Below are 15,738 nucleotides of genomic sequence, written 5' to 3' on the forward strand. Positions count from 1 at the left end.
GCCTTCGGCCTTGACCGCGTCGAAGCCGGTGCCGCGCACGGTGATCACCTTCACGGCAGCCGAGGACTGCACGGTGGCGATGGCGTTGCCGGCGTAGATCGGACGCTTGAAGGTGTCGGCGCTGACCACGTCGACGATCTCGGAGATCTGGTCGACGTCCAGCAGCGCGGCGACGCGCGGCAGGTAGTTCTTGCCGTTGGTGGTGGCCGGGGCCAGCACGTGGCTGTAGCCCTTGCCCCCGCTCTCGCCAACAAGAGCAGCGATCAGCGGCGCGACGTTTTCCGGCAGCAGGTTGGCGTAGGCGGCGTTGTCGGCGACCAGCACCTTGGCCACGCCTTCGATCTTGGCAGCGGCTTCGGCGACGCCACCGACGTTCTGGCCGGCGACCAGCACGTGGATGTCACCACCGATCTTGGCGGCGGCAGCGACAGTGTTCAGGGTGGCGCCGGCCAGTGCGCCGTTGTTGTGCTCAGCGATTACCAGGATAGCCATCAGATTACTTTCGCCTCGTTCTTCAGTTTCTCGACCAGTTCGGCAACGGACTTGACCATCACGCCGGCGCTGCGGGCGGCCGGAGCCTCGACCTTGACGGTCTTGACGGTGGAAGCGGTGGAAACGCCCAGGGCGTCCGGGGTGACCACGTCCAGCGGCTTCTTCTTGGCCTTCATGATGTTCGGCAGCGACGCGTAGCGCGGCTCGTTCAGGCGCAGGTCGGTGGTGACGATGGCCGGCAGGTTCAGCGCGACGGTCTGCAGACCGCCGTCGATTTCGCGGGTGACGTTGACCTTGTCGCCAGCCACTTCGACCTTGGAGGCGAAGGTGCCCTGGGCGTAGCCGGACAGCGCAGCCAGCATCTGGCCGGTCTGGTTGTTGTCGCTGTCGATGGCCTGCTTGCCGAGGATGACCAGCTGCGGCTGCTCCTTGTCGACAACGGCCTTGAGCAGCTTGGCGATGGCCAGGGAGTTCAGCTCTTCATTGGACTCGACCAGTATCGCGCGGTCGGCGCCCAGGGCCAGGGCGGTGCGCAGTTGTTCCTGGGCGGCGGTCGGACCGACGGAGACGGCGACGATTTCAGTGGCCACGCCCTTTTCTTTCAGACGTACGGCTTCCTCGACGGCGATTTCGCAGAAGGGGTTCATCGACATTTTGACGTTGGCGAGATCGACGCCGGAGTTATCCGCCTTGACGCGGACCTTGACGTTGTAGTCGACCACTCGCTTGACAGCTACAAGAACCTTCATGGATTCCTCGTTACTCTCCGGGGATTGGGGAATGTCGCCAGACAGACCTGGCAGGTAGTGCACGCCATCTGCAACTACATCCAGCGAGACTGCGACCGCAAAACCGGGGGGTATCTTGACTGTATCGTTCTGACGGGTCAATACGTCTGAATACCCTGATATCGGCCGGAAGCCCGATGCCATCGGGGTTCCGGCCAATTCAAACAAACGTTTGTATTGCGCGACAAGGGTCTGGATATGACAATGGACCCGGATATAATGCGGCCCCGCTCTTTACGGGTAGTAGTGCCCTGCCCCCATAACCAACAAAATGCCGTAGAAGCCTGAGTTAGGAGAGATTGATAGTGGAACGCGAGTACATGGAATTCGACGTCGTCATCGTCGGCGCCGGCCCCGCCGGGCTGTCCGCCGCATGCCGACTGAAACAGAAAGCCGCCGAAGCTGGTCAGGAGATCAGTGTCTGCGTGGTCGAGAAGGGTTCCGAAGTCGGTGCTCACATTCTCTCCGGTGCTGTCTTCGAGCCGCGTGCGCTGAACGAACTGTTCCCCAACTGGAAGGAACTGGAAGCGCCGCTGAACACCCCGGTGAAGGGTGACGACATCTATTTGCTGAAGAGCGCCGAAAGCGCGGTCAAGGTACCGAACTTCTTCGTACCCAAGACCATGCACAACGAAGGCAACTACATCATCTCCCTGGGCAACCTGTGCCGCTGGCTGGCCCAGCAGGCCGAAGGCCTGGGCGTCGAGATCTACCCGGGCTTCGCCGCCCAGGAAGCGCTGATCGACGAGAACGGCGTGGTCCGCGGCATCATCACCGGCGACCTGGGTGTCGACCGTGAAGGCAATCCGAAGGATGGCTATTACACCCCGGGCATGGAGCTGCGCGCCAAGTACACCCTGTTCGCCGAAGGCTGCCGCGGCCACATCGGCAAGCAGTTGATCAGGAAGTACAAGCTGGACTCCGAAGCGGACGCCCAGCACTACGGCATCGGCATCAAGGAAATCTGGGACATCGACCCGGCCAAGCACCAGCAGGGCCTGGTGGTGCACACCGCCGGCTGGCCGCTGAACGACGAGAACCCGGGCGGTTCCTTCCTGTATCACCTGGAGAACAACCAGGTGGTGGTCGGCCTGATCGTCGACCTGTCCTACAGCAACCCGCACCTGTCGCCGTTCGACGAATTCCAGCGCTACAAGCACCACCCGGTGATCAAGCAGTACCTGGAAGGCGGCAAGCGCGTGGCCTACGGCGCCCGCGCCATCTGCAAGGGCGGCCTGAACTCGCTGCCGAAGATGGTCTTCCCGGGCGGCGCGCTGATCGGCTGCGACCTCGGCACCCTGAACTTCGCCAAGATCAAGGGCAGCCACACCGCCATGAAGTCCGGCATGCTCGCCGCGGACGCCGTTGCAGAAGCCCTGGGCGCCGGCCGTGAAGGCGGCGACCTGCTGAACAACTACGTCGATGCGTTCAAGGCCAGCTGGCTGTACGACGAGCTGTTCCGCAGCCGTAACTTCGGCGCCGCGATCCACAAGTTCGGCGCCCTCGTCGGCGGTGCGTTCAACTTCGTCGACCAGAACATCTTCGGCGGCAAGATCCCGCTCACCCTGCACGACAACAAGCCGGACTACGCCTGCCTGAAGAAGGCCAGCGAAGCGCCGAAGATCGACTATCCGAAGCCGGACGGCAAACTCAGCTTCGACAAGCTGTCCTCGGTGTTCCTCTCCAACACCAACCACGAGGAAGACCAGCCGATCCACCTGAAGCTCACCGACCCGAGCGTACCGATCGGCAAGAACCTGCCGCTGTACGACGAACCGGCGCAGCGCTACTGCCCGGCCGGCGTGTACGAAGTGGTCGCCAACGACGACGGCAGCAAGCGCTTCCAGATCAACGCGCAGAACTGCGTGCACTGCAAGACCTGCGACATCAAGGACCCGGCCCAGAACATCACCTGGGTCGCCCCGGAAGGCACCGGCGGTCCGAACTACCCCAACATGTAATACCGACGAAAGGGCTCCTCAGGGAGCCCTTTTCGTTTCCGCCGCTTCACTCTTGCCGCTGTCGCGCTCGCCATGATCTAATTGATAACGCTTCTTGTTAATAGCTGATCCGCGGCAGCGAGGCCGGGATGAAACGGCCCACTTCCACGTCAGCCCACTACGCGCTCATCGCAGACCTGTACCAGCAGCACCAGTCCTGGCTGCTCGGCTGGTTGTACCGGCGCCTGGGCAATCGCGATACCGCCGCCGATCTCTCCCAGGATTCCTTCGTCCGCCTGCTGGGCAAGCCGGAACTGCCGGCTGAGCGCCCCGCCCGTTCGTTCCTCGCGTTGATCGCCCGCGGCCTGCTGATCGACTTCTTCCGCCGTTCGGCGCTGGAGCGCAGTTATCTCGAATACCTCGTCCAGCAACCCGAGCAGTGCGCTCCCGATCCACAGGACCAGCAGATCCTGCTGGAGCAGTTGCGCGCCATCGACCGGCAACTGGACGGCCTGTCCGGCCGGGCCAGGCGGGCGTTCCTCCTGCATCGCCTGGAAGGATTGAGCCAGCAGCAGATCGCCACCCAGCTCGGCGTTTCACCGACCCGCGTCCAGCAGTACCTGGCCCAGGCGCTGCGCCATTGTTACGCCGCACGTTTCGAGACCGAGCATGACTGAGCAGCGCCGACTGGCGGAAAGCGCCATCACCCAGGCCATCGACTGGCAGCTGCGTCTGCAGGCCGGTATGTCCTCGGCGGAAACCCTCGCCGAATTCGCCGCCTGGCGCCAGGCCAGCGAGGAGCATGACGAAGCCTGGCGCCGCCTGTGCGAGCTCGACGCCCCCTTCGCCAGCCTGGACGACGCCAGCAGCCGCATCCTGCTCAACAGCTACCGGCCGCGCCGGGCGCGCACTGGCGCGGCCCTCGCGCTACTCCTCACGCTGGGCTGCGGCCTGTTCGCGGTGAACCGGGAGATACCGCTGGACGCACTGGGCGCCGACTACGCGACGGCCACCGGCGAACTGCGCTCGCTGCGCCTGGATGACGGCACGGAACTGCTGCTCGGCCCACGCACCCTGGTCGACATCGAATCCGACGACAGCTCGCGCACCCTTACCCTGCGCCGCGGCAGCCTCGCCATCCGTACCGGTCACGGCGACGGCCGGCGGCTCATGGTGCGCAGCGCGGATGGCCGGATGCGCCCGCTGGGCACCTACTTCAGCGTGGTGCGCGACGACGCCGGAACCACCCTCGACGTGCTGCGCTCTGCGGTCGCCGCCCAGGGCGCCAGTGCGCAGGAACTGGTCGTCCGCGAAGGCCAGCGCCTGCGCCTGCGCGATGGCCAGTTGCAACCGCTCGGCGCCTCGCCGCCCGCGGCGGATGCCTGGACCCGCGGCATGCTGCTGGTCAACGAGCGCCCACTGGGCGAGGTAATCGCCATCCTGTCGGACTACAAGCGCGGCTTCATCAGCCTCGCCCCCGGCCTGGAAGACCTCGCCATCAGCGGCAGCTTCTCCCTGCACGACGGCGATCGCACCCTGGCCGCCCTGGCCAACGTGCTGCCGATTCGCATCGAGCGCTATGGCGACCTGTGGACGCGCATCGTTCCGCAGGAAAACGTCGCAGCAGAAAAAAACGAAAAATAATTCATCGCCCCCTGTGGATCGGAACGGCTGGTTCGGTATTGGAAATGCCAATACACGTCATCAAGGATCAGATTCACATGTCGTCGTTCCGCTATTCCCTCAGCCCGCTCGCCCTGGCCCTCGGTCTCTCCTGCCTGCTCGCTGGCCAGGTGGCCAACGCTGCCGAGAGCAGCCTGCAGCAGACCCGCAGCTACGCGATCCCCGGCGGCCCGCTGGCTGACGTGCTCGGCCGCATCGCCAACGAGGCCGGGCTGATCCTGGCCATCGACCCGCGCCTGGTGGCCAGCCAGACGTCGACGCCGGTGAACGGCCAGTACACACCCGAGCAGGCGATGCGCAAGGCACTCGGCGGTCACCGCCTGCAACTGCAGCGCAGCGACGACGGCAGCTACCGGCTGATCCCCAGCGACACCCTGGACATGGAAGCCTCCACCGTGACCGGCGCAGTGGAATCCGACAGCCGTGGCTACGTGCCGAAGCGCAGTCGCACCGGCACCAAGACCGATACGCCGATCCTGGAAACCCCGCAGTCGATCTCCGTGGTGACCCGCGAGCAGATGGACGCGCAGAACGTGCAGAGCGTGACCGAGGCGCTGCGCTACGTGCCGGGGGTCAAGGTGGAAACCTTCGGCATGGACCCCAAGGGCTACGACTGGATCTACATCCGCGGCTTCAACGCCCAGACCAGCAACGACTTTCGCGACGGCCTGCGGCAGATCAACAGCAGCTACAGCTTCTTTCGCAGCGAACCCTACGCGCTGGAACGCATCGACATCCTGCGCGGACCCTCCTCCACCCTGTTCGGCTCCGGCGAGGCAGGCGGTCTGGTCAATCGCATCAGCAAGAAGCCGGTCGCCGGCGGCGTGCACGAAGTCGAGCTGCAGGCCGGCAACCATGATCGCGTGCAGGGGCAGTTCGACATCGGCGACCGCATCGACGAGGACGGCCGCTATCTCTACCGGGTCATCGGCGTCGCCCGCGACAGCAACACCCAGTTCGAATACAAGGACGGCCACGAGGTGCCGGACGACCGCCTCTACTTCGCACCCTCCTTCACCTGGAACTTCAGCGAAGACACCCAGCTGACCCTGCTGGCCGACGTTCTGCGCGACCGTTCCGGCGGCACCGTGAGCTACTACACGAAGAACCTGCACCTCACCAACACGCTGCTCAACGACCACAGCTTCAACCACTTCGACCAGGACCAGCACAGCATCGGCTACCAGTTCCAGCACCGCTTCAACGACGACCTGGTGTTCCGCCAGAACCTGCGCTACGGCCAGGTCGACATGAAGATGAACAACATGCTGCCGCTGGGTTCGGTGGCCGACCTCGCCCCGGCCCTCGCCGGCACTCCGCTGGGCGGCCTGGTGGCGCGCCAGCCGCGGCGCTGGGACGAACACCTGGACGCCTTCGCGGTGGACAACCAGCTGCAGTTCGACCTCGCCAGCGGCCCGCTGCAGCACACCTTGCTCGGCGGCATCGACTACAACCGCGGCCACTCCGACGTGCGCCGCTACTACGGTCCGCTGACGCTGCCCGCCCTGCAGCCCTACCTGCTCGACCCGAACAACCCGCAGTACGGCCTGGACGTCCCGCGCCCAACCACGCCGGCGATCAACTATCGCGAGACCACCGAGCAACTCGGCTACTACCTGCAGGACCAGATCAGGTTCGGCGACGGCTGGATCGTCACCGCCGGCGGTCGCTACGACGACTACCAGCAGGAGCACGACGACCAGCTCAACCCGAGTTCCACCTTCGACATGCGCAAACACGCCTTCACCGGCAAGCTGGGCGTGACCTATCTCACCAGCTTCGGCCTGGCGCCCTACGCCAGCTATTCGGAATCCTTCCTGCCCAACAGCGGAATCGACCGCAGCGGCGGCACCTTCGATCCGAGCGAAGCGAAGCAGTGGGAAGCCGGCATGAAATACCAGCCGACCGACAATGTCCTGCTGACCTTCGCCGCCTTCGACATCACCAAGACCAACGTGCTGACCCTCGACCCGATCGATCGCACCTTCCAGACCGCCCAGGGCGAAGCGACCTCGCGCGGCATCGAGCTGGAAGCCAAGGCGCGCCTGGACGAGCACTGGGACGTGCTGGCCTCCTATACCCTGCTGGATACCGAGATCACCAAGAGCAACAGCGGCGACAAGGGCAACGAGACGCCCAACGTCCCCCGCAACATGGCGTCGGCGTGGGTCAACTACGGCTTCGACAACGGCCCGCTGCGCGATCTCACCCTGGGCGCCGGCGTGCGCTACGTGGGCTCTATGTACGGCGATGCGGCCAACAATGTGCGGCTGGACGACTACACCCTGGTCGACGCCGCGGCCAGCTACAAGCTGACCCCGCAGGTGAGCGTGGGCCTAAACGTGCAGAACCTGTTCGACCGCGACTACACCGCCACCTGCTACGGCAACGAGGTCGACGGCTGCTACCCGGGGGTGGAGCGGAGCGTGATCGGACAAGTCCGCTACAACTGGTAAGCGGCGCCCGGCTGTGTGAAACCGGGCGCCGCAGCCTGCTCACACAGCCGGGCCGAGCTTGAAGAACTGCCCGCCGCTCCATACGCCCAGCCATTCCTGGCCGTCGAGCATGCGCGGCACCGCCAGTTCCACCATCTGGTAGAACACGTTGCGATGGATCAGCGCCTCGAGGTTGGCGCGCACCAGCACGTAGGGCGCCGGCTCTTCGGTCTGCGGGTCGAATTCGATGCGCAGCGGATTGGCCTCGCCCGCCTCCACCTCGTCCTCGACGTTGGTGGTGAAACGCAGCACCTGCTGCTCGCCCTCGCCCTCCACGGCCAAGGTCACCGCCACGAACGGAGCATCGTCGACGGTGATTCCGACCTTCTCCACCGGCGTGACCAGGAAGTAGTCGTCGCCATCGCGGCGGATGATGCTGGAGAACAGCTTGACCATCGGCTTGCGCCCGATCGGCGTGCCCAGGTAGTACCAGGTGCCGTCGCGGGCGACGCGCATCTCGATGTCGCCGCAGAACGGCGGATTCCACAGGTGAACCGGCGGCAGGCCCTTTTCCTTGTGAGCCGAAATCTGTGCCAGCAGATCGCCGGCCTTGCCTGGATCAGTCATCGCAAAACCTCATTTCCTCAGCCCCAGCAGACTGCGGGCGTAATCTTCCAGCGGCGGGCCGAGCAGGTCGTCCGGCTGGGCATCGTAGAACGTCAGAAAACCGCCACGTGAATGGATGGTGGCGCTGTCGACCAGGAACAGGGTCGAGGTTTCCAGCAGCATCAGCTGGATCACGCTGCGGTCGCGGCCGATGTCGGTAAGCGATTCGCGATCCTCGAACTCTTCCCAGTTGCCGATATTGTCCTCGCCACGGGCGAAGCGCGTATACAGCAGGTAATCGGCGCCGGCGGCGCGCGCCTCGTCCACGGCAGCGTCCAGCCCCGCCGGGGACTGCGCCCGGCGCACCCGCGGGAAATACTCGATGAAGCCCTTGAACGCCTCCTCGGCCACCACGTTCGGCCGCGCGTAGGGATGGCCGCGCGGCACGAACGGCCCCTGGGCGATGTAGACCAGGGAATCAGGCTGCAGGCGCCAGTTCGCCAGACGGCGGGTCTGGCCGTGATCGAGGAATCCTGCGTCGCGCAGATAGTAATCGGCCCCGTCGGCCAGGTCACTGGGCTTCATGCAGCCGGCCAGCGCGGCGACGACGAGGATCAGCAGGGGGTAACGCATCGAAATCTCCAGGCACGGCGTCGAAAGGCCGGCGTCTGCGCAGCCGGCAGCAACTTTCGCGCCAGCGGCGCAGGGATTCGAGCGCGGCTAGCCGCCGATGATCTTCATCACCATCACGCCGCCAGAGAAGGCCAGGTCCTGCTTGTCGGCCAGCGCCCTCACCAGCAGCCGCTGCAGGGCCGGCAGCGCGACGTGGCGGGGCTCCTGCAGAAGGTCGCCGATGTAGTGGCAGTTGCTCGACGACAGGCAGCCGTACAGCCAGCCGGTGGAGGACAGGCGCAGGCGCGAGCAGGTCCGGCAGAACGGCACGCTTTCGTTGGCGATGATGCCGAAATGGCCCTGCCCGGGGATTCCGTAGCGCACCGCGGTGGCGTCCAGCGGCGCATCGGCCTGCACGTAGGAATGGCGGCCGGCGATGAGCTCCAGCAGTTCGTCGAGGCCGACGAACTGCTGGTGGAAGGCGTTGGCGTCGCGCGCCAGATGGCCCATGCGCATCAACTCGATGAAGCGCAGCTCGAAGCCCTGCTCCAGGGCGAAATCCAGCAGCGGCAACACCTGGTCGAGGTTCTGCCCACGCAGCGGCACCATGTTCAGCTTGATCTTCAGCCCGGCCGCCTTCGCTTCGGCCAGCCCCTTCAGCACCGTGGCCAGGTCGCCGCCGCGGGCGATGCGGCGGAAGGCGTCGGCGTCCAGGGTATCGAGGGAAATGTTCAGGCGGCGGATGCCGCATTCGAGCAGCAGCGGCAGTCGGCGCGAGAGCAGCTGGCCGTTGCTGGTCAGGCTGATGTCGGCCAGGCCGAGGCGGCTCATGCTGTGAAGGAAGTCATCCAGTTTCGGACTGACCAGCGGTTCGCCGCCGGTGATGCGCAGCCGCTCGATGCCGGCCGCGTCGATCAGGTAGGCGACCGCACGGGCCATGGCGTCGGCGGACAGTTCATCCTGGGCCGCGACCAGCCGCTTGCCGTTCGGCACGCAGTAAGTGCAGGCGTAATTGCAGGCGGCGGTCAGGCTGATGCGCAGGTTGCGGAAACGCCTGCCCTGGCGATCGACGATCATGCACGGCTCCGGCGGTGGCTACCGGATCAGTATATGCCCGCCGGACGGGTGCAGCTCAGGAGGATGGCGCTTCGCTATCGCGCTTGCGCTTGTTGCCCATGCGCACGCCGATGTCCATGAGGAACTGGAAGAAACCTTCCTGATCCTCCAGCACGTCGCGCCAGAACGGCGAGTGGGACAATGCCACCGCCCCATGCACCAGCGCCCAGGCCGCGCAGTAGTGGAAGTACGGCGGAACGTCTTCCAGCTTGCCGTCGGCGATGCGCTCCTTGATCAGCTGGTTGAGACGTTCGAAGTTGGATTCGCGGATCCTGTGCAACTCCTCGACCATCTCCGGGACCTGGGCGGTCTTCACCACCTTTTCTTCCAGGCGGTCGAACAGGCGGTAGCGCTGCGGATCGCGCATGCGGAACTCGAAATAGGCGCGCGACAGCGCTTCCTTGTCCCGAGCAACGTCGTCGGAATGGAACAGCGCAGCCAGGTCACGCTCGTAGTTGAGCATCAGGCGCAGGTAGATCTCGGACTTCGACTTGAAGTGCTTGTAGATGGTGCCTTTGCCGATACCCACCGCGTCGGCGATCATTTCCACCGTGACGCTGTCTTCGCCCTGTTCGAGGAACAGCTTGAGGGCGGTATCGAGGATTTCCTGCTCGCGACGACGGAATTCGCGAACCTTGCGCGGTTCTTTCTGCATAAAGAGACTGTTCTGCACGAAATAGTCAGATTTCGAAGCCGGGTATTATGCCTATTCAGAGCCAAATTGCACGGACCACCCACCTCATGAATCGATTTGCCAGCGAGTTTCCCCAGCAGCCCGGCCTGCGCTACCTGAACCACGCCGCCGTGGCGCCCTGGCCGCAGCGCGCCGCCGATGCGGTGGCGGCCTTCGCCCGGGAGAACATCCAGCTCGGCGCCCGCGACTATCCGCAGTGGATGCAGATCGAGAAACGCCTGCGCGAACGCCTGGCGCGCCTGCTCAACGCCGACTCGACGCTGGACGTGGCGCTGGTGAAGAACACCTCCGAGGCGCTGTCCTTCGTCGCCTTCGGCCTGGACTGGCGGCCCGGCGACCAGGTGGTGATCAGCGACCAGGAGTTCCCGTCCAACCGGGTCGTCTGGGAAGCGCTGAAGCCGCGCGGCGTGGAGGTCATCCAGATCGGTCTCGGCGGCGTCGATCCCGAGGCCGACCTGCTCGCCGCCTGCGGCCCGCGCACGCGCCTGCTGTCGATCAGCGCCGTGCAGTACGCCAGCGGCCTGCGCATGGACCTGGAGCGCCTCGGCGCCGGCTGCCGCCAGCGCGGCGTGCTGTTCTGCATCGACGCCATCCAGCAGTTGGGCGCCCTGCCCTTCGACGTGAAGGCCTACGACTGTGCCTTCGCCATGGCCGACGGGCACAAGTGGATGCTCGGCCCGGAGGGGCTCGGCGCCTTCTACTGCCGCGCCGCCGAACGCGAGCAACTGGCACTGCACGAATACGGCTGGCACATGCTGGAAAACGCCGGCAACTACGACCTGGCGGAATGGCGCCCGGCCCGCAGCGCGCGGCGTTTCGAATGCGGCAGCCCGAACATGCTCGGCGGCGTGGCGCTGGACGCCAGCCTGAGCCTGCTGGAAGAGGTCAGCATGCCGGCGGTGGCCGCGGCGCTGCACGAGCGGGTGCAATGGCTGCTGGACGGCCTCTCGCAATTGCCGGGAGCGCATCTGCACAGTCCGCTGAATCCGGACCGGCGCGCCGGCATCGTCACCTTCAGCCTGGATGGCTGGGACAACGCCCGGTTGCTGGAGCGGCTGCGCCATGAGCAGGTGGTATGCATCCAGCGCGGTGCGGGCATCCGCTTCTCGCCGCATTTCTACACGACGGAGACGGTAATCGAGGAGACGCTGGCGTTGCTCCGCAAGCTCGCCTGAAGCCGGGAAACATCCGCCGTTTCACGCCGATACGGCCACTTCCAAAGCTGATGACGCCTCGGCCGGGTATTCCAAATCCGTTTAAAAAACGGCCGAATGGTTGTGGACGTTGCAGCATCTTCGCCAATACTTCTAGTTACTGGTGCGCGGGTATCTCCCCCCAAGTACCCCGCCAGTGAAGGTACCGAGGATCGCGTACCTTATTGTTACACTCCTAATGGTCTTGACCCGGATTCATCCCCCAGAACCCGGGTTTTTTTTGCCCATCTGTTTCGTAATCCGCTTCAGGCCGCCAGGGGGAACAAACGCCGGTAATTGGCGGTGGTCTGCTCGGCCAGCGTCTCGAAACTCACCCCGCGCAGCACGGCAAGATACTCCGCCACCTCGCGCACGTACTCCGGAAGATTGGGCTTGCCGCGGTGCGGAACGGGCGCCAGGTAGGGCGAATCGGTTTCCACCAGCAGGCGATCCGTCGGCACCTGCCTGGCCACTTCGCGCAGCGCCTCGGCATTGCGGAAGGTGACGATGCCGGAGAGCGAGATGTAGAAGCCGATGTCCAGGGCGGCCCTGGCCATGTCCCAGTCTTCGGTGAAGCAGTGCAGCACGCCGGCCTGCGACAGCGCCGCCTCGCGCAGCAGCGCCAGGGTGTCGGCGCGCGCCTCGCGGGTGTGCACGATCACCGGCTTGCCGGTCAGCTTCGCCGCTTCGAGGTGCAGGCGGAAGGCTTGCTGCTGCAGTTCGGCGGCTTCCGGCTCGTAGTGGTAGTCGAGGCCCGTCTCGCCGATCGCCACCACGCGCGGATGGTTCAGCTCCTGCAGCAGCCAGTCGAGTGCCGGCGCGGCGCCGGGTTCGAGGTCCAGCGGATGCACGCCCACCGAGCAGTGCACGTCGGCATAGCGCTCGGCCAGCGACTTCACCGCGGCGGCATTGTCGGCGCTGACGCCGATGCAGAGGAATTGCCCGACTCCGCGCGCCCGGGCGGCGTCCAGAGCCGCATCGAGGGAACCGTCGTGGGCCGCCAGGTCGAGGCGGTCGAGATGGCAGTGGGAATCAACCAGCATGGGGAATTTCGGTCTCCGGAAATGACGAAGCGCCCGGTCCGGGCGCTTCCTGCAATCGGCGTGCAAGTCTACATGGTATGGGTCGGCCGGTCAGACTTCAGCGCCCCGGCCAGGTAGGTCTCGATCTTGTTGCGCGCGGTGTTGTCGCCGTCGTTGAACTGCACGCCGATGCCCGAGGCGCGGTTGCCCTGGGCGCCCTTCGGGGTGATCCAGACGACCTTGCCGGCGACCGGGATCTTTTCCGGCTCGTCCATCAGGTTGAGCAGCATGAAGACTTCGTCGCCGAGCTTGTACGACTTGTTGGTCGGGATGAACAGGCCGCCGTTCTTGATGAAGGGCATGTAGGCGGCATACAGCACGGACTTGTCCTTGATGGTCAGGGACAGGATTCCGTTACGCGGACCGAGATTCGGTGGGAGGCTCATACAGCTGTCCTGGCGAATATGCTATCCGCGATTCTAGCCCGGCCCCGGCAAGCTTGCCCACCGCACCAGCAAGGCTTCGAGAAGCAGGGCACGGTTGAGGTTGGCCTTGCCCAGGACCTTCTGCCGCTGCGCCAGCAACCATTCCTGAAGCGCCAGGACCTTGCCCTGGCCGGATTTCTCCGCCAGGTACTGCACGACCTTGCGCATGTCGGCCAGGCCGAGCCCGTCCTCGTCGCGGGTCAGCTGGTAGCGCAGGATCAGCAGCGCCCAGTCGCAGAACCAGTCGAACAGCAGCGGCAGCGGAATCGCGTTCCAGCTCTCCGCCAGTTGGCCCGGCGCGGTCTTGCGCTTGAGCAGGTTCTTCACCCCCTCGGTGACCAGCGCGCGCTGCTCGCGGATGCCCTGCCCGTGCAGGCGACGGGCGGTCAGCGGCGAGCCGCCGGCCAGCACCAGCAGTTCCTGCAGCGACTCGGGCGAATCGTCCGGCAACGCCTGCATCAGCCAGGCCAGGCTTTGCGCGGCATCGGGCTGCGGGCAGGCCTGCTGCACGCAGCGGCTCTTGATGGTCGGCAGCAGGCGGCTCGGCTGGTGGCTGAGCAGCAGCAGCACGGTATCGCCGGAGGGCTCCTCCAGGCTCTTCAGCAGGGCGTTGGCGGCGTTGATGTTCATCGCCTCGGCCGGCTCCAGCAGCACCAGCTTGCGTCCGCCCAGCTGCGCGGTCTGGGCGACGAAATCCACCAGCTCGCGCACCTGGTCGACGCGGATCGGTTTCTCCGGCTCTTCCGGCTCCAGCAGCCAGTAGTCGGGGTGGGTACCCGCCGCCAGCAACTGGCAGGACTTGCAGCGGCCGCAGGCGGTGTCGCCCTGCACCTGCTGGCAGAGCAGGAAGGCCACCAGGCGATCCGCCAGCGCGCGCTTGCCGATGCCTGCGGGGCCGTGCAGCAGATAGGCATGGGCGTGGCGGCTGCGTCCACTCAGCTGCTGCCAGAGCGCCGTCTGCCAGGGATGGATGTCAGCCATGCACGCGCTCCAGCAGGGCCGGCAGCAATTCATCGAGCTCGGCCTGGACGGCGTCCAGCGGCCGGGTCGCATCGATCACGCGATAGCGCGCGGTATCGGCCCGGGCGCGTTGCAGGTAGGTCTGGCGTACCGCCTCGAAGAAGGCGCGGCCTTCCTGCTCGAAGCGATCCAGCCGGCCACGCGCCGCGGCGCGGGCCAGGCCGACTTCCACCGGCAGGTCGAACAGCAGGGTCAGGTCCGGGCGCAGGTCGCCCAGCACGAAGCGCTCCAGTTCGGCGATGCGCTCCACCGGCAGGCCGCGACCGCTGCCCTGGTAGGCGTAGGTGGCATCGGTGAAGCGATCGCAGAGCACCACCGCGCCGCGCGCCAGCGCCGGGCGGATGACCTGGGCGATGTGCTGGGCTCGTGCGGCGAACATCAGCAGCAGTTCGGTATCCGCCGCCATCGGCTCGTCGCTCGGCGCCAGCAGCAGCTCGCGCACCCGCTCGGCCAGCGGCGTGCCGCCCGGCTCGCGGGTCAGCACCACGTCCACGCCCTTCTCGCGCAGGCGCGCGGCCAGGTATTCGCGGTTGGTGCTCTTGCCCGCCCCTTCGGGGCCTTCGAGGGTAACGAACAGGCCGGTCACGCGGCTCTCCTTCTCTCTGCTACTGCGGCGTAATCGGCGCCGGGCTGGAACGATAGTCGGAGCGGCGCTTGAGCTGGTACTCCTGCACCGCCTTGTTGTGATCGTCCAGGTTGTCGGAAAACACGTGGCTGCCATCGCCCCGGGCGACGAAGTACAGGCTCTGCCCGTCGGCGGGATTGAGCGCGGCGTGGATCGCCTCGCGCCCCGGCAGGGCGATCGGGGTCGGCGGCAGCCCGGGGGTGACATAGGTGTTGTAGGGCGTCGGCTTGCGCAGGTCGTCGCGGGTGATCTTCCCCGCGTAGCGCTCGCCCATGCCGTAGATGACGGTCGGATCGGTCTGCAGCAGCATGCTCTTCTGCAGGCGGCGGACGAACACGCCGGCGATCTGCGCGCGCTCCTGCGGCACGCCGGTCTCCTTCTCCACCAGCGAGGCCATGATCAGCGCCTGGTAGGGCTCCCGGTACGGCAGGCCGCGTGCGCGCTTCTGCCATTCCTCGCCGAGGATGCCTTCCATGCGCTTGTAGGCCTGCTTGAGCAGGTCGACGTCGCGCATGCCGCGCACGTAGCGGTAGGTGTCGGGGAAGAAGCGTCCCTCGGGATAGACGCCGGGCTGGCCGAGGCGCGCCATGACCTCCTCGTCGCTGAGCCCGTCCAGGGTCCGCTCGATCTTCGGCTGGCGCGCCAGCAGTTCGCGCACCTGGCGGAAGGTCCAGCCTTCGACGAGGGTCACGTCGTACTGCACCACGTCGCCCCTGGCCCACAGTTCGAGCAGGTCCGCCCCGCTCATGCCCGGCTGCAGGCGGTATTCGCCGCTGTGCAGGGCCTGGCCGGAAAGATTGAAGCGCCAGTAGAGGCGCAGCCAGAGCGCGCCGTGCAGGACCTCTTCGTCCTGCAGGCGCGCCAGCAGATGGCCGGGCGTATAGCCGGAAGGCACTTCCAGCAGCCGCTCTTCGGTGAGTTGCAGGGGTTGTCGCAGGGCACGGTGCTGTTCCCAGGCGGCGAGACCGAACAATAGTCCGGCGAGCAGCAGGCCACCTTCCAGCAGCACCAGCAATTTGCGCATCAC

The 15,738-nt window shown here is 65.9% G+C and carries 15 protein-coding genes and 1 pseudogene; 5 read left to right on the forward strand and 11 right to left on the reverse strand.

Going from position 1 to position 15,738, the window contains the following annotated elements:
- A pseudogene (locus BLR75_RS25920) lies at positions 1–492 on the reverse strand (electron transfer flavoprotein subunit alpha/FixB family protein); the annotation flags it as partial.
- Complete coding sequence (locus tag BLR75_RS25925) at positions 492–1,241, reverse strand: electron transfer flavoprotein subunit beta/FixA family protein (RefSeq protein WP_090416177.1); 750 nt, start codon at positions 1,239–1,241, stop codon at positions 492–494. The gene BLR75_RS25925 and the pseudogene BLR75_RS25920, both read right to left, overlap by 1 nt.
- Before the next feature lie 344 nt (positions 1,242–1,585).
- On the opposite strand from BLR75_RS25925, the gene BLR75_RS25930 reads away from it, so the two are divergent.
- The 4 genes from BLR75_RS25930 to BLR75_RS25945 all read left to right on the forward strand — a co-directional run bounded on the left by BLR75_RS25930 (position 1,586) and on the right by BLR75_RS25945 (position 7,359).
- Positions 1,586–3,241, forward strand: coding sequence for an electron transfer flavoprotein-ubiquinone oxidoreductase (locus tag BLR75_RS25930; protein WP_090416178.1), 1,656 nt, complete (start codon positions 1,586–1,588; stop codon positions 3,239–3,241).
- 128 nt (positions 3,242–3,369) lie between these two features.
- Positions 3,370–3,897 (forward strand): sigma-70 family RNA polymerase sigma factor, encoded by a 528-nt coding sequence (locus BLR75_RS25935; protein ID WP_084315376.1) that lies wholly within the window; start codon positions 3,370–3,372, stop codon positions 3,895–3,897.
- Positions 3,890–4,864 carry a FecR domain-containing protein gene (locus BLR75_RS25940; protein ID WP_084315374.1) on the forward strand — a complete coding sequence of 325 codons (975 nt, stop codon included), beginning with the start codon at positions 3,890–3,892 and terminating at the stop codon, positions 4,862–4,864. The genes BLR75_RS25935 and BLR75_RS25940 overlap by 8 nt, the downstream gene beginning before the upstream one ends.
- Before the next feature lie 77 nt (positions 4,865–4,941).
- Positions 4,942–7,359 carry a TonB-dependent siderophore receptor gene (locus BLR75_RS25945; protein WP_169720305.1) on the forward strand — a complete coding sequence of 806 codons (2,418 nt, stop codon included), beginning with the start codon at positions 4,942–4,944 and terminating at the stop codon, positions 7,357–7,359.
- A gap of 39 nt (positions 7,360–7,398) precedes the next feature.
- On the opposite strand, the gene BLR75_RS25950 is transcribed toward BLR75_RS25945, so the two are convergent.
- From BLR75_RS25950 to BLR75_RS25965, 4 genes are all read right to left on the reverse strand, one after another.
- Positions 7,399–7,965, reverse strand: a complete 567-nt coding sequence (locus BLR75_RS25950; RefSeq protein ID WP_084315371.1) for a DUF1285 domain-containing protein — start codon at positions 7,963–7,965, stop codon at positions 7,399–7,401.
- 9 nt (positions 7,966–7,974) lie between these two features.
- Complete coding sequence (locus BLR75_RS25955; RefSeq protein WP_084315369.1) at positions 7,975–8,577, reverse strand: DUF4823 domain-containing protein; 603 nt, start codon at positions 8,575–8,577, stop codon at positions 7,975–7,977.
- 87 nt (positions 8,578–8,664) lie between these two features.
- Positions 8,665–9,633: a GTP 3',8-cyclase MoaA gene (locus BLR75_RS25960; RefSeq protein WP_084315367.1), complete on the reverse strand. Its 969-nt coding sequence runs from the start codon at positions 9,631–9,633 to the stop codon at positions 8,665–8,667.
- 55 nt (positions 9,634–9,688) lie between these two features.
- Entirely contained in the window at positions 9,689–10,327 is a 639-nt protein-coding gene (locus tag BLR75_RS25965; RefSeq protein ID WP_084315365.1) for a TetR/AcrR family transcriptional regulator, read from the reverse strand.
- A gap of 86 nt (positions 10,328–10,413) precedes the next feature.
- Here BLR75_RS25965 and BLR75_RS25970 point away from each other — a divergent pair, with 86 nt between their 5' ends.
- Complete coding sequence (locus BLR75_RS25970) at positions 10,414–11,541, forward strand: aminotransferase class V-fold PLP-dependent enzyme (protein ID WP_084315364.1); 1,128 nt, start codon at positions 10,414–10,416, stop codon at positions 11,539–11,541.
- Between the two features lie 284 nt (positions 11,542–11,825).
- Here BLR75_RS25970 and BLR75_RS25975 read toward each other — a convergent pair whose 3' ends face one another.
- The 5 genes from BLR75_RS25975 to mltG all read right to left on the reverse strand — a co-directional run bounded on the left by BLR75_RS25975 (position 11,826) and on the right by mltG (position 15,735).
- Entirely contained in the window at positions 11,826–12,602 is a 777-nt protein-coding gene (locus BLR75_RS25975; protein ID WP_084315362.1) for a TatD family hydrolase, read from the reverse strand.
- 68 nt (positions 12,603–12,670) lie between these two features.
- Positions 12,671–13,027, reverse strand: a complete 357-nt coding sequence (locus tag BLR75_RS25980) for a PilZ domain-containing protein (RefSeq protein ID WP_084315360.1) — start codon at positions 13,025–13,027, stop codon at positions 12,671–12,673.
- Between the two features lie 33 nt (positions 13,028–13,060).
- Positions 13,061–14,047 carry a DNA polymerase III subunit delta' gene (locus BLR75_RS25985; RefSeq protein WP_084315358.1) on the reverse strand — a complete coding sequence of 329 codons (987 nt, stop codon included), beginning with the start codon at positions 14,045–14,047 and terminating at the stop codon, positions 13,061–13,063.
- Positions 14,040–14,672: a dTMP kinase gene (gene tmk / locus BLR75_RS25990; RefSeq protein WP_084315356.1), complete on the reverse strand. Its 633-nt coding sequence runs from the start codon at positions 14,670–14,672 to the stop codon at positions 14,040–14,042. The genes BLR75_RS25985 and tmk overlap by 8 nt, the downstream gene beginning before the upstream one ends.
- A gap of 19 nt (positions 14,673–14,691) precedes the next feature.
- Complete coding sequence (mltG, locus tag BLR75_RS25995) at positions 14,692–15,735, reverse strand: endolytic transglycosylase MltG (protein WP_084315355.1); 1,044 nt, start codon at positions 15,733–15,735, stop codon at positions 14,692–14,694.
- Between the last annotated feature and the right edge of the window lie 3 nt (positions 15,736–15,738).

Origin of the sequence: Pseudomonas jinjuensis (assembly GCF_900103845.1) — a bacterium.
GTDB classification, from domain to species: domain Bacteria; phylum Pseudomonadota; class Gammaproteobacteria; order Pseudomonadales; family Pseudomonadaceae; genus Pseudomonas; species Pseudomonas jinjuensis.